Source organism: Acinetobacter sp. N1-1 (assembly GCF_056711485.1).
Genome location: NZ_JBWXUO010000012.1, coordinates 1,345,709 through 1,359,830, shown reverse-complemented (window position 1 = coordinate 1,359,830; position 14,122 = coordinate 1,345,709). Strand labels below are relative to the sequence as shown.

General features: G+C 35.3%; 13 protein-coding genes and 1 pseudogene. 9 read left to right on the top strand and 5 right to left on the bottom strand.

What is annotated here, in order from left to right; genetic code table 11:
* The first annotated feature begins 190 nt into the window (after positions 1 to 190).
* The 3 genes from AC1MPL_RS06680 (at position 191) to lon (ending at position 3,993) form a co-directional block, all read left to right on the top strand.
* Entirely contained in the window at positions 191 to 772 is a 582-nt protein-coding gene (locus AC1MPL_RS06680; RefSeq protein ID WP_479765024.1) for a hypothetical protein, read from the top strand.
* A gap of 70 nt (positions 773 to 842) precedes the next feature.
* On the top strand, positions 843 to 1,436 hold the full coding sequence (locus AC1MPL_RS06675) for a 5-formyltetrahydrofolate cyclo-ligase (protein ID WP_479765023.1): 594 nt from the start codon (positions 843 to 845) through the stop codon (positions 1,434 to 1,436).
* A gap of 127 nt (positions 1,437 to 1,563) precedes the next feature.
* Positions 1,564 to 3,993, top strand: a complete 2,430-nt coding sequence (gene lon, locus AC1MPL_RS06670) for an endopeptidase La (RefSeq protein ID WP_479765022.1) — start codon at positions 1,564 to 1,566, stop codon at positions 3,991 to 3,993.
* Positions 3,994 to 4,033: 40 nt separating this feature from the next.
* On the opposite strand, the gene AC1MPL_RS06665 is transcribed toward lon, so the two are convergent.
* Entirely contained in the window at positions 4,034 to 4,453 is a 420-nt protein-coding gene (locus tag AC1MPL_RS06665) for an RcnB family protein (RefSeq protein WP_479765021.1), read from the bottom strand.
* 482 nt (positions 4,454 to 4,935) lie between these two features.
* Here AC1MPL_RS06665 and rlmH point away from each other — a divergent pair, with 482 nt between their 5' ends.
* The 6 genes and pseudogenes from rlmH (at position 4,936) to AC1MPL_RS06635 (ending at position 9,995) form a co-directional block, all read left to right on the top strand.
* The gene (rlmH, locus tag AC1MPL_RS06660; protein WP_479765020.1) at positions 4,936 to 5,415 is read left to right on the top strand and encodes a 23S rRNA (pseudouridine(1915)-N(3))-methyltransferase RlmH; all 480 of its coding nucleotides are present in this window, start codon (positions 4,936 to 4,938) and stop codon (positions 5,413 to 5,415) included.
* 25 nt (positions 5,416 to 5,440) lie between these two features.
* The gene (locus AC1MPL_RS06655; RefSeq protein WP_479765019.1) at positions 5,441 to 6,226 is read left to right on the top strand and encodes a dioxygenase family protein; all 786 of its coding nucleotides are present in this window, start codon (positions 5,441 to 5,443) and stop codon (positions 6,224 to 6,226) included.
* A 372-nt stretch (positions 6,227 to 6,598) separates the two neighbouring features.
* A pseudogene (gene trhP, locus AC1MPL_RS06650) lies at positions 6,599 to 7,828 on the top strand (prephenate-dependent tRNA uridine(34) hydroxylase TrhP); the annotation flags it as partial.
* A gap of 95 nt (positions 7,829 to 7,923) precedes the next feature.
* A protein-coding gene (locus AC1MPL_RS06645) for an IS3 family transposase (RefSeq protein ID WP_479764079.1) occupies positions 7,924 to 9,089 on the top strand; the annotation gives its coding sequence in 2 pieces (ribosomal slippage) (positions 7,924 to 8,182 and positions 8,182 to 9,089; 1,167 coding nt in all).
* A gap of 124 nt (positions 9,090 to 9,213) precedes the next feature.
* Positions 9,214 to 9,462: a YfhL family 4Fe-4S dicluster ferredoxin gene (locus tag AC1MPL_RS06640; RefSeq protein ID WP_479765018.1), complete on the top strand. Its 249-nt coding sequence runs from the start codon at positions 9,214 to 9,216 to the stop codon at positions 9,460 to 9,462.
* 68 nt (positions 9,463 to 9,530) lie between these two features.
* Complete coding sequence (locus AC1MPL_RS06635) at positions 9,531 to 9,995, top strand: GIY-YIG nuclease family protein (protein WP_479765017.1); 465 nt, start codon at positions 9,531 to 9,533, stop codon at positions 9,993 to 9,995.
* A 41-nt stretch (positions 9,996 to 10,036) separates the two neighbouring features.
* Here the strand turns inward: AC1MPL_RS06635 and ahpF are convergent, their stop codons facing one another.
* From ahpF to AC1MPL_RS06615, 4 genes are all read right to left on the bottom strand, one after another.
* Complete coding sequence (gene ahpF, locus AC1MPL_RS06630) at positions 10,037 to 11,602, bottom strand: alkyl hydroperoxide reductase subunit F (RefSeq protein ID WP_479765016.1); 1,566 nt, start codon at positions 11,600 to 11,602, stop codon at positions 10,037 to 10,039.
* Positions 11,603 to 11,802: 200 nt separating this feature from the next.
* Positions 11,803 to 12,396, bottom strand: a complete 594-nt coding sequence (locus AC1MPL_RS06625) for a nitroreductase family protein (protein WP_479765015.1) — start codon at positions 12,394 to 12,396, stop codon at positions 11,803 to 11,805.
* 182 nt (positions 12,397 to 12,578) lie between these two features.
* Positions 12,579 to 13,691 carry a signal recognition particle-docking protein FtsY gene (ftsY, locus tag AC1MPL_RS06620; RefSeq protein ID WP_479765014.1) on the bottom strand — a complete coding sequence of 371 codons (1,113 nt, stop codon included), beginning with the start codon at positions 13,689 to 13,691 and terminating at the stop codon, positions 12,579 to 12,581.
* A gap of 80 nt (positions 13,692 to 13,771) precedes the next feature.
* A complete protein-coding gene (locus tag AC1MPL_RS06615) occupies positions 13,772 to 14,098 on the bottom strand; it encodes a hypothetical protein (protein WP_479765013.1) in 327 nt (108 codons plus the stop codon).
* Positions 14,099 to 14,122 lie beyond the last annotated feature (24 nt).

The window sequence follows — 14,122 nt, the reverse complement described above, 5'->3', positions numbered from 1 at the left end:
AAATAACATTAGAATGGTGTAAAAAGAAAACCAGCTTAAAGCTGGTTTTTTTGTATCTATAAGTTAACAAATCCATACAAGTGAATATATTTTTTATAAAAATAAATGAAATACCAAAATACAAGAACTTACCATCATAATCTGGAAAGTGATATATTGTCCTCATATTAAATTTAACACTTGGTGTCTTATGAAAAAATTAATACTTGCAACATTATGTGCATCATCTATTATGCTCGTCGCTTGCGCAAAAAAGCCAGATGCGACACCACAAGCTGAACAGCAAACACAGCAAACACAGCAAACACAGCAAGTAGCTACCACTCCTGCAAGTTTTACTCATGACAATGTTGCAGATATCAAAACTGACCTAAAAGCTATCCAAGAACTATCGAATAAAAAAGCACAAGAAGGTGTTAAATTCCAAGAAGAAGCTATGGAAGTTGCTAAGTCTGGCAAAGAGGAACAAATTCAAGCAATGGTTGGAAAAATGAAGATGTTTGTCGACAGCTTTAATAATGAACTAAGTGCTTTAAATCTAAAAAGTGCAGAAGTAAATGACCTACGTATTAAAATGATAGAGTCTAATAGTTATGGCCTACAACTTGCACAAGAAAGTGTTGCAAAGACACCTGACGAAAAGAAAATGAATGACTTACAAAAACAGGCTACTGATGTTCAACAGCAAATGCTTGATATTATGCAAAAAATTCAAGCAAAAGTTGGAGCTTTAAAACAAACAGCTTCTGAAGTAAAAGCAACCAAATCTTAAAAGCTTCTTATTTGTGTAGCGTATTATATGTGCGCTACACATTTCTTTAACTACTTGCAAATAACATATTATGCAGCCACTTTCTATCCTACGTAAAACACTTCGAAAAAAAAGAAAAAGTTTGAATCAATTTGAGCAAGCTCAAGCTGAGGTGGCATGTTTACATCAAATTATACATAGCCATTTATTGCATCATGCACAACATATTGGACTTTATTTAGATGCATTTGGAGAAATTCAAACTCGCCTTCTTTTACTCTATTGTTTCAAAAAAAGAAAAAAAGTTTATTTACCTAGAGTCTGTACAATGAACCAATGCTTGTACTGGGTAAAAATATCAAGAAAACAATATTTAAACCATCGCTTTAGTAAACATAAACTTGGAATGTATGAACCTCAAAATGGTATAGGTATCCAAGCTAAAGGTTTAGATATTATTTTTATGCCACTGCTGGCATGTGATTTATTAGGTACACGATTAGGTATGGGAGGTGGTTTTTATGACAGAACACTTGCACAGACCCCAAAAAAACCATACCGTATTGGTTTAGCACATGATTTTCAAGTCTTAGAAACACCTATTCTACGTAGATCATGGGATCAACCCTTAGATGCATTATTTACACCCTCAAAATACTATCAATTCACATATAATTTAAGATAAGAGCTGTTTTTTTCAACAAATCCCAACTTTTTTAGTCTTTTTTATTTTTTTAGCCCTTGTAATTTAAAAAAAGTACATCACTATAAAATATTATGGCAACAATGTTGTCACTCATTAGGAGTGCCCCATGACTGAACAAATTCTGAATAATGAAAGTTCTCAGGAACTTACAAATATTCCAAACACATTACCTCTTTTAGCGTTACGTGATGTGGTTGTATATCCACACATGCAAATCGCGCTTTTTGTTGGTCGTGAAAAATCGATAAAAGCTGTTGATGTGGCGCGTAACAGTGACAATTTAGTATTTGTGGTTGCACAAAAAGATTCTCTTACAGAAGATATTGATCAAGAAAACTTATATCAATATGGTACTGTTGCGAAAATTGTCCAAGTCGTTAACCATGAAAATGACGAAAACTGCATTAAAGTTTTGATCGAAGGTTTATACCGCTCAAAATTAGAAAAAATTTCAGAGCAAGAAAGTCATTTCACAGCAGAGCATGCGCTTAGCCCAATACACGTTGGACTAGATAAAGAAACACAAGCAGATCGTTTACAAGAATTGCAAGGTCTATTTGCGCAATATGCTGAAGCAAAATTACGTAATGCGCGCGAGTTAATTGCTGCTGCAAATAAAATAGATGATTTATTACAATTACTATTTTTTGTTGCGACTCGTGTACCACTAAATATTGCTGTTAAACAGACCTTCCTAGAAGAAGATTTATTCGAAGCACATCTTAAAGAGCTTATGACTTACCTTCTTCAGCAATCTGAAGAACAGCAAATTGAGCAAAACTTGCATGAAAATGTAAAACGCCAAATGGAAAAGAATCAGCGTGAATACTTTCTAAATGAAAAAATGAAAGTCATTCAGCGTGAATTATCCGACATGAATGGCGGTGCTGAAGATGAAATCGCCGAATTGGAAAAGCGACTTGCTGAAGCAGATCTGCCTGAGCATGTGCGTAAAAAAGCCGAAGTTGAATTTAGAAAACTCAAGGCAATGCAACCTGCATCAAGTGAAGCTGCTGTTGTCCGTAACTACTTAGATGTTATTTTAGATACGCCTTGGAATACAGCAAGTAAAGTAAGTATTAACCTAACCAAAGCACAAGAAATTCTAGATAAAGACCATTATGGCTTAGACGAAGTTAAAGCACGTATCGTTGAATATCTCGCAGTTCAATCACGTGTGAAAAAACTACGTGGCCCAATTCTTTGTTTAGTTGGCCCTCCTGGTGTGGGTAAAACATCACTTGGTGAATCTATTGCAAAAGCGACAGGTCGTGAGTTTGTACGCATGGCTTTAGGTGGTGTACGTGATGAAGCAGAAATTCGTGGACACCGTCGCACCTATATTGGTGCTATGCCAGGTAAAATTGTGCAATCTTTAACAAAATCAGGAGTTAAGAATCCTTTATTCTTACTCGATGAAATTGATAAAATGGCACAAGATTATCGTGGTGATCCAGCATCGGCTTTACTTGAGGTACTAGATCCATCACAAAATAGTAAATTTAATGACCACTATTTAGACTTGGACTTAGACTTATCTGAAGTTATGTTTATTTGTACTGCAAATAGCATGAATATTCCTGAAGCATTACTTGACCGTATGGAAGTTATTCGCTTACCAGGATATACCGAAGAAGAGAAAGTAAATATTGCATCTCGTTATTTAGTACCAAAAGCGATTAAAGATAATGGCTTACGTGCTAAAGAACTTTCTGTACATGAAGAAGCAATTCAAGATATTGTTCGTCGTTATACACGCGAAGCAGGTGTTCGTAGCTTAGAGCGTGAAATTTCAAAAATTGCACGTAAAGTTGTTAAAGAAGCTGTAAGTAAAAAAGCGAAAAACTTGCATATTGATGTAACAAATCAAAACTTACCTGACTACTTAGGCGTACATAAGTTTGATTATGGTATTGCTGAAGAAAAAGCACAGATTGGTCGTGTCAATGGTCTTGCTTGGACATCGGTAGGTGGCGAGCTTTTAACGATTGAAGTCGCTGCTGTGAAAGGCAAAGGTAAGTTCATTACTACGGGTTCACTTGGCGATGTAATGAAAGAATCTATTACTGCTGCAATGACCGTTGTAAGAACACGTGCAGATGAGCTTGGTATCGAGTCTACCCGCTTTGAAGAAACAGATGTTCATGTTCACTTACCTGAAGGTGCAACACCTAAAGATGGTCCATCAGCAGGTTTAGCATTAACAACTGCTCTTGTATCTGCTTTTACAGGTATACCTATTCGTGCAGATATTGCAATGACAGGCGAAACGTCTTTACGTGGTCATGCATTACGTATTGGTGGGCTAAAAGAAAAACTTCTTGCAGCACATCGTGGTGGTATCCAACTTGTATTTATCCCACAAGAGAATGTTCGTGATTTAGCTGAAATTCCTGACAATGTAAAAGAAGGGTTAGAAATCAAAGCAGTCAAAACAATTGATGATGTCTTACCGCTTGCATTAACAGAAATGCCTAAACCGCTACCAACACCTTTGGTCAAACCAGTTACTGAAAATAAGGTAACTCGTCACTAATTGTAAGTATAAAAAAAGCCACTCATAAGAGTGGCTTTTTTTAATGATGTAATAAAATACTAGTAATAATACCTGTTGCAGCAGCAACTAAAATATATTGGCCATTTACATGTAACCAACGATGTCCACTTGGTGGTGGTGGTAGACCATTATCTTGCCAATTATTTACACGATAATTCGGCCCTCTATATGATCTTGGCACATACCCTCCTCTTTTCCATCTGCCACCTTCTGGCGCATGGTAATATTGAGGATACTGACTAATATCAGGATTATCTCTTGCATCTTGTTGTGGTCCATGACGATGAGGACCATCATTTGAAATAGGAGGTTGTCCACCTTGAGGACCACCATCACGACCTGGACCATTATCCCATGGCTCAGCAGATACAATACCACTCATTAATGTACTCGTACATAATATTGCGGCACCGATTAAACGTTTATTAAATTTTAACATTTCAATGCTCTTTTAACTTTTCATAGATAGATTAGTAATAAATATAAGAGTTTCGATGAATAGTAATATGAAGCACTGTAAACAATTAAGTAAGAAATGTATCATTTGCAAATATTTTATAAAAATATCTAGTGGTGTCTAAAGGGTTATGATAAATAAGAGAATTAGCAATAGAATACTTTAAAAAATACTGCAATAAGTGCCTATATATTCGGTTAATAAGAATGATCTCTCTAATAAAATTTATAAAATCGAAGTTAAATAGAATTTTGTCATTAGTGATATTTGTCTAGTGAGTAATTACTAAGAGATCTTTGAAACAATAAATAACCAATAGCTATAAGATCAGGGATAATCCCTCAAATATCTACAATATTTTATAAGGTATGATTCAATGATATTTCATTTTTATTATCTAAATATTTATGATTTTCTCATTCTCAAGTTATAATTATTGGCTTTTTAATAAATAATTTTTACTTATGAAAATCCGTATTCTTACCATTGGTCAAAAAATGCCTGCGTGGGTGCTTACAGGAGTGAATGACTACCTAAAGCGTATTCAGCCTTTTGTACAAACTCAATTTATTGAAATACCTATGGCTAAACGAGGAAAAAATGATTCTGAGGCAGATATTTTTAAGTATTGTCAAACGGAAGGTGAAGCAATTCTAGCAGCGCTAAAACCAAATGAAATTTTGATTGCTCTTGAAGTCAATGGTAAAGAGTTGAGTACAGAAAAACTTGCTGAAACAATGAAAGAATGGATGCTCGAAGGGCAAGATATTGCTCTAGCAATTGGTGGACCTGATGGCCTGAGTCACCAAGTTCGACAAGCAGCCAAGTGGCATTGGTCACTATCTAAACTTACATTACCTCACCCACTTGTTCGTGTAATGCTTATTGAACAACTTTATCGTGCAATGAGTATTAACCATAACCATCCATACCATCGTGCTTAAGTTTAAACGTATTTAAAGGATAACTATGACTTTAAAGATACAGCAAACGCTTCCAGGTTTATTTATTTCTCATGGTTCGCCTATGCTTGCCCTAAACCCTGAGCAAGTTGGACCTGCATTACATCGCTTGAGCATCAATCTTCCAAAGCCAAATGCAATTATTATTATGTCTGCACACTGGGAAAGCGACACTTTGGAGGTTAGTACTTCAACTAGACCTGAAACTTGGCACGATTTTCGTGGCTTTCCAGCAGAGCTTTATGATATTCGCTATCCTGCATCTGGAAGTATTGAACTGTCAGAGCGTCTTTTAGAAATTTTTGCGAATGCAAATATTCACGCAAATGCAAATAGCACTAGACCTCGCGACCATGGTGTATGGATGCCACTACTTCATATGTACCCTGAAGCAGATGTTCCTGTTATTGAAATATCATTACCCATGAAAAACAGTGCTGAAGATATTTACAAAATCGGTCAAACTTTAGCTCAGCTACGTCAGGAACAAATATTATTGATTGGTTCAGGTAGTATTACACATAACCTTTCTGAGCTCTCATGGAACAGTCTTCAACTAGAAACTCCTACTTGGGCTTCTAGTTTCAGAAATTACATTGTTCAAAAACTACAGCAGCATGACTTTGAAACTGTTTTAAATTGGAAAAATCTACCATATTTAGAAAAGAACCATCCAACCATTGAGCACCTAGCACCTTTATTTTTTTCAATGGGTACAGGACATAGGTTTAATATTGTTCATAGTAGTTTCTCTATGGGCTCTCTAGGTATGGATATTTACAGATTCGACTAAAATAGATTTTTTCAATCGCATAACAATATCGTCTAAAACATTACTTTAACCATAGGTATGAAATGAAATATTTTCAGCGATAAAATTCAATATCAAGATATTGATATGCTAGCCCACTCTCTTCTCTATCGTGCAAATAGAAAGTTAATACCTTAACTCAGTACGTACTATCACAATATCTCAATCATTTTAAAAAATTTATACCATAGGAATATGAGCTCTAGGATTATTCACTTTTATGAATCCAAATAAAACATCATCAAAAGATATCTATGTATCGTATTCATAAATCCCGACAAATTTACTTGGTTGAGTCCATTACACAGACCACATAAAATAATCCCTTATTTTTTATAAGACTTTATTTTTATCATGAGAACAGAACTATTATCTCCCGCAGGCTCATTAAAAAATATGCGCTATGCTTTTGCATATGGTGCAGATGCCGTTTATGCAGGACAACCTCGTTACAGTCTTCGAGTCAGGAATAATGAATTTGACCATGAAACACTAGAAATTGGTATTAATGAAGCACATCAACAAGGAAAAAAATTCTATGTGGTTGTAAATATTCAACCACATAATAGTAAACTCAAGAACTTTATTGAGCATATCAAACCTATTATTGCTATGCAGCCCGATGCACTAATTATGTCTGATCCTGGCTTAATTATGCTTGTACGTGAGCATTTCCCCACAATAGACATTCATTTATCTGTACAAGCAAATGCGATTAACTGGGCAACTGTTAAATTTTGGAAAAATTATGGTTTAACACGAGTTATATTATCTCGTGAACTATCGGTAGAAGAAATTGAAGAAATTAAGAAATATGTTCCTGATATTGAACTAGAAGTTTTTGTACACGGGGCATTATGTATGGCATATTCAGGACGATGTATGCTTTCAGGATATATGAACAAACGTGATGCAAATCAAGGAGCTTGTACCAATGCATGCCGTTGGGAATATAATGTACTCGATGCAAAAGAAGACCTTTTAGGTGAGCTTATTCCAACAAAAGAAATAAAAAGCCCTCCTACACACTCAGCTTTATTGCAACATACCAATGAAGATATGTTCTCTGCCGAAGAAGATGAACATGGCACATATTTCATGAACTCAAAGGATTTACGTGCAGTTCAGCATGTAGAAAAGCTCACTCATATAGGTATTGCATCACTAAAAATTGAAGGTCGCACTAAATCACATTTTTATTGTGCTAGAACTTCCCAAATTTATAGAAAAGCTATTGATGATGCAATTACAGGTCAGCCATTTGACCAAAACTTAATGTACCAACTAGAAGGGCTGGCAAATAGAGGCTATACCGAAGGATTTTTAAGACGCCACGTACATAGCGAATATCAAAACTATAAAAATGGCTCATCAAACTCTGACTATCAACAATTCTGTGGTGAAATTATCCAATATGAGGATGGTTATCTTACTGTAGATGTTAAGAATAATTTTATTGTTGGTGACTCACTTGAGCTAATGACTCCTCAGGGAAATATTGTATTTACATTAAATAAATTATTTAATCAAAAACTTCAACCCATTGAAAGTGCAAAGGGTTCAGGACATATTGTAAAAATACCTAGTCCTATTGCAAACTTAGATGCTCAATTTGATGTCTGCTGAAAAAACAGGAGGGTTTAACTTGGTAAACTATACATACTCATCAGGAGTTTACCATGAGCAAGAAACACAAGACGTATACGGCAGAATTTAAAGCTGAAGCGATCAAAGCAATAGAAGCCAATCAAGGCAATGTATCCCAAACAGCTAGAGAACTCGGCATTTCCATGCAAACCCTTTCGAACTGGAATACAAAGGCAAAGGCAGGGACTTTAGCCGGTACAAAACAGTATTCACCTGATCTAAATGCTTTACTCGAAGAAAATAAAAAACTTAAACAGCAGCTTAAAACAGCCGAAATGGAACGTGAATTTCTAAAAAAGGCAGCAGCGTACTTTGCCAAAGAAAGTCAGTAAGGTACGCCTATATGAAATCGCAAAGACACTTATTTCCTATTATTTTGATGGCTCGCTTACTTCACGTATCAGTTTCATGCTTTTATGATTGGCTAAAACAAGGTGTGAGTAAACAATCAATTCAGCGAAATCAACAAGCAATTTTGGTCAAAATAGCACATGAGGAAACGAAACAGAGCTATGGCTATATTCGTTTAACCAAGCATTTACAGGCTCAGGGCGTAAAAATTAGTGCCTATGCCGTTCGTCAGATAAAAAAGTTAAATCAGCTGTATTGTAAGCGCCACAAGCGTTTCAAAAGAACAACGAACAGTGACCATAACCGAGCGATCTATCCAAATTTGCTTGAACAACAATTCTCAATGATTAAACCAAATCAAGCGTGGTCGAGTGATATTACGTATATATGGACAACTGAAGGCTGGTTGTACTTAGCAGCTGTAAAAGACCTTTACACGAAACAAGTGGTTGGCTACAGCTTAAATGAGCGTATGACAGCCAAGCTTGTTTGTGATGCATTGAATATGGCTATTCGCAATCAAAAACCAACTAAGGACCTCATTGTGCATTCAGACAGAGGCAGCCAATATTGCGGTCATGAATATCGAAACTTACTTGAAAAATGTGGCTTTCAGGGTTCAATGAGCAAGCGTGGCGATTGTTACGATAATGCACCGATTGAAAGCTTCTGGGGCATACTCAAAAACGAATTGGTGCATCATCATAGCTATAAAACGAGGGAAGAAGCCAAAGCGGAGATTACAAAATACATAGAGTTATTTTATAATCAACGAAGAATTCAAAAAGGTTTGGATTTTAAGACACCAAATCAAATGGCAGAGGACTTTTGCAAGTTGGCTGCCTAAAATCTCCCAAGTGAAAGTCTCCTGATAATTCAGCACACATCAATTTGCTCTTCTCATTCGAAACATACCAAATCGTACACAAGATTTACCTAAATCTTCTTTAGCATATGAAATAAATTAGACTATGGCACTAACAATTACCAATGATTGTATTAACTGTGATATGTGCTTACCTGAGTGTCCAAATAATGCAATTTCGGAAGGAAAAAATATTTATGAAATTGAAGTTAAATACTGTACCGAATGTGTTGGCTTTTATGAAAACCCGACATGTGTCGCAGTATGCCCTATTCGCTGTATTTTACCGCATCCAGCATATAGAGAAACAAAGGAGGAGTTGATGATCAAATTTAGATCACTTAATACTGTATAAGCCTTTAACTTCTAAGTCCTTCTAGGTTATTTATGCATATAATCATAAAAATTTAATGAAGGTTATATATGAATATCACTTTAGACTGGCATGAACCTATTACGTTAGGCAGTTCATCTACTCTACTAAAAAATCTAAAAACATTTGATTTCTCAATACTTCCAGAAATTGCAGGTGTATATATTTTTTTTCGAGAATATGGTGATTATAAAGAGGCTTTATATGTAGGTCGTTCTGAAAACATTCGTAACCGCATGAAAGCACATTTTAATAGTATTAAACTTGTAGATGGTCTTATTAATACCAAAGTTGGCCAAAAGAAACTAGCTTTTGCTGAAGTCATTACAAGAGGTCACTTAAGTAAAGCACTTGCTCAAGCAGAAAAAGGGCTAATCAATGAGCTAGATAGTTTAGACCATCCTCTTTTGAACCATCAATTAATGAAAGATCAATATGATTATATAGTATCTAAAGGTGCGGTCATTGATATTATAGACACTGAAATTTCAGTATTTTGCTCAAATAAAAACTAAAAAAAGAGCTAAAGAAATATCTTTAGCTCTGTTGAAGTAACTTAGTTTCCTGAACGGATAATATAGTCAAATGCAGATAATGCTGCTTTTGCACCCTCACCAGTAGCAATAATAATTTGCTTATAAGGCACAGTCGTACAATCACCTGCTGCAAATACACCTTTTACATTTGTTTCATTACGCTCATTTATAACAATCTCACCACGTTTTGACAACTCTACAGCACTATCTTTCAAAAAGTCTGTATTTGGCAATAATCCAATTTGTACAAATATTCCTGCTAAATTTACTGTATGTAACTCATTAGTCGTACGATCTTTATATTTTAGACCTGTAACTTGTGCACCATCACCAATTACTTCTGTAGTTTGCGCACTCATAATCACTGTTGAATTAGGTAAGCTATGTAATTTATTTTGCAATACTTGATCTGCAAGTAAATGATCACTAAATTCAATCAGTGTTACATGCTCAACGATACCAGCCAAATCAATCGCTGCTTCAACACCCGAGTTACCACCACCAATAACAGCAACGTGTTTTCCTTTAAATAGTGGACCATCACAATGTGGGCAATATGCAACACCACGTGTGCGGTATTCTTTCTCACCAGGTACATTTAACTCTCTCCAACGCGCACCTGTTGAAAGAATAACTGATTTTGACTCTAGCTTTGCACCATTTTCTAGCTCAACCGAAACAAGACCATTTTCTGTTTGATCTGCACCAATAATTTGGCTTACACGTTGTAGATTCATAATATCTACATTGTACTCACGCACGTGTTTTTCCATATCACTTGTAAATTGTGGACCAACCGTACGCTGAACCGTCGTAAAGTTTTCAATATCCATGGTATCCATAACCTGACCACCAAAGCGTTCAGCAACAATACCTGTTTTTATCCCTTTACGAGCTGCATATATTGCAGAAGTACCGCCTGCTGGTCCACCACCAACAACAAGTACATCAAATGCTTCTTTTGCATTTAATTTTTCAGCTTCTTTCTCTGCCGAATTCGTATCAAGCTTAGCAACAATTTCTTCAAGCGTCATACGACCCTGACCAATATGTTCGTTGTTTTGGAAAACCATTGGTACGGCCATAATTTTTCTTTCTTCTACTTCATCTTGGAAGAAAGAACCATCAATCATCGTTGCTGTTGTATTTGGGTTATAAATAGCAATTAAGTTTAAAGCTTGAACTACATCTGGACAGTTATGGCAAGTTAGAGACACGAATACATCAAAATTTGCTTTTAAGTTTAAGCCCTTAATTTGATTTAAAATCTCATCTGACACTTTTGGCGCATAACCAGAAACTTGTAATAATGCTAGAATAAGAGATGTAAATTCATGTCCCATTGGCAAGCCTGCAAAATATACACGTGGCTCTTCACCAGTTTTTGCAATACCAAAACTTGGACGACGAATGTTCTGACCATCTAAACGAACAGTTACTTGATCAGAAAGTTCAGCGACTTCTGTCACAAGCTCTTTAATTTTAATGGCTTTATCTGATTCATCTAACGATGCAACCAATTCAATTGGGCTTTCTAAACGTTCTAAATAAGATTTTAACTGTGCTTTAATATTTTGGTCTAACATTATTTAGTCTCCAGTGGAGTAATTTTTAACTAAGATAATCATATCTAGAATATAACAATAGTTAAAACAGAATATTCACATAGATACAATCGTTTTTTCAAATTAATACTTAAATTACAAGTATCAATATATACTTTTTTATAGCAACCAAATAAAAAACCAAGCATATTTAATATACTTGGCTCTTAGCTTATATCATTTTATTTAAATGTTTTAAAACGTGCATCATCTTCCATAAACTCTTTTTCAACTGCTGGTGCTTCTATTGAACCGAATACAAGCTGTGCACGTAATTTCCAGGTTGAAGGTACTTCAAATACTTTTGCTGTTTCTTCATCTATAATAGGATTATAATGCTGTAAAGAAGCACCAATGCTTTCTTCAGAAAGTGCAGTCCATACTGCAAACTGCGCAATAGCACTTGAATGTTCTGACCAAATTGGAAAATTATCGGCATACGCAGCGAACTGCTCTTGAAGCCCTTTTACAATATCTTGATCTTCATAAAAAAGAACTGTTCCTTTACCAGCTGCAAAGCTACTAATCTTTTTATTTGTACCCTCAAATCCAGCTTCAGGTACGATTTTACGCAGAGTTTCTCTTACAATTTCCCAAAACTTTTTGTGTGAGTCATCAAATAAAATGACTGCTCTTGAAGACTGAGAGTTAAATGCAGAAGGACTTAAACGAATGGCTTTTTTAATTAATATTTCTAATTCTTCATTAGACTGTTGAATATGATTACCAACTGCATAAATCGTACGACGTTTTTCAATTTCTTGAATAAATGACATTATTTTCTCCACACGATACTTTATTTAATTAAATAAACTTATTTATTAATACTATTTTATAAGGAAGTTAAGTTATAAATATATGATACTCTGTCAACACAGTGTCCTATTTTTGCAATAATGAAATAAAAAAGCGCCAATTTATCATTGACGCTTTTTAAATAATCAAATTTTCAATCTAGTTATTTCTCAGTTTCAAACAGTGCCGCCACAAAAGATTTTGCAGAAAAGGGACGTAAATCATCAATCTTTTCCCCCACACCAATAAAACGAATTGGCACATGTGTACGGCTTGCAATATTAAAGAGCACACCGCCTTTTGCAGTACCATCTAACTTGGTAATTGTAATCCCTGTAAGACCAACTGCTTGGTCAAACTCTTGTACCTGATTAATCGCATTTTGACCTGTGCCAGCATCAACAACTAACATAATTTCATGTGGCGCGGTTGGATCCACTTTTTGCATCACACGTTTTACTTTCTTTAGCTCTTCCATTAAATTGCTTTTATTATGTAAACGACCTGCTGTATCTGCAATTAAAACATCTACACCTTTAGCTCGCGCACTCTCAAAAGCATCATAAATCACTGAAGCACTATCTGCACCATGCCCCTGAGCAACCACAGGAATTTCATTACGCTCACCCCAGATTTGAAGTTGCTCTGTTGCTGCTGCACGGAAAGTATCCCCTGCTGCAAGCATCACCTTTTTCCCTTCACCTTGTAACTTTTTAGCAAGCTTACCAATTGTTGTTGTTTTACCAACCCCATTTACACCCACCATTAAAATTACATAAGGATTCTTTTGTGTATCAATTTCTAATGCTTCAACACGTGGTGCTAACAAATCAACAAGTTCTTCTTGTAGCGCTTTATATAAAGAATGAGAATAAATTAAATCGCCACGCGCCGTACGCTCAGTTAAATTGCTAATAATTCTTTTTGTAGCATCTACACCAATATCTGCAACAAGAAGTTGCTCTTCTACTTCCTCTAATAACTCATCATCAATTTCTTTACCACCAATTAAAATATTCACCATACCATCAGCGAAACTTTTTCTTGTCTTAGTTAAGCCTTCTTTCATACGACTAAAAAAGCCACCTTTTGGCTTTTCTTCAGGCTCTATACTTTTAGGCTGATTCGAAGTATTTTCTAGCGCATGGCTAGATTCAGATTCTTTTGTATCTACAATTGGGACATCAACAGCAGGTAAGTTGGGTAATGTCACATCATCATCACCAATATCTGCATCAATTAGAAACTTATTAGACACATTATTTTGCTCGTGCATGCTGATCCCTTGAAAAACAGTGCATTATTTAAAAAGAAAATTTTAACATAATTTTAAAAGAACCGCCCACTCAATCTACTTTAACGCCCTTCAGCGGGATAGATTTTAATATTTGCAATTTCAAACTGATACGCTCTGACTAAGCGAAAATAATCACTTTTTTGGATATTTTCTTGTGTAAGTAGTTGATACGCCATTGCCTGCGTCTGAGGATATAGCGTTTGTCCAGCTATAGCTTTCACTTGACGATACTGCTCATCTGTTACAGAACTGCATAAAAGAAATAGGCAAAATAGTAAAACACCCAAAATAGTGAGTACAACGCCCCAGCAAACGTAAATGTCAAAGGATAGATGACTATATGATTTTTTCTTTAAAATACTAAAAAATTTTTTAAATTTATGCATGACCAACCTCAATTCAACATAAGT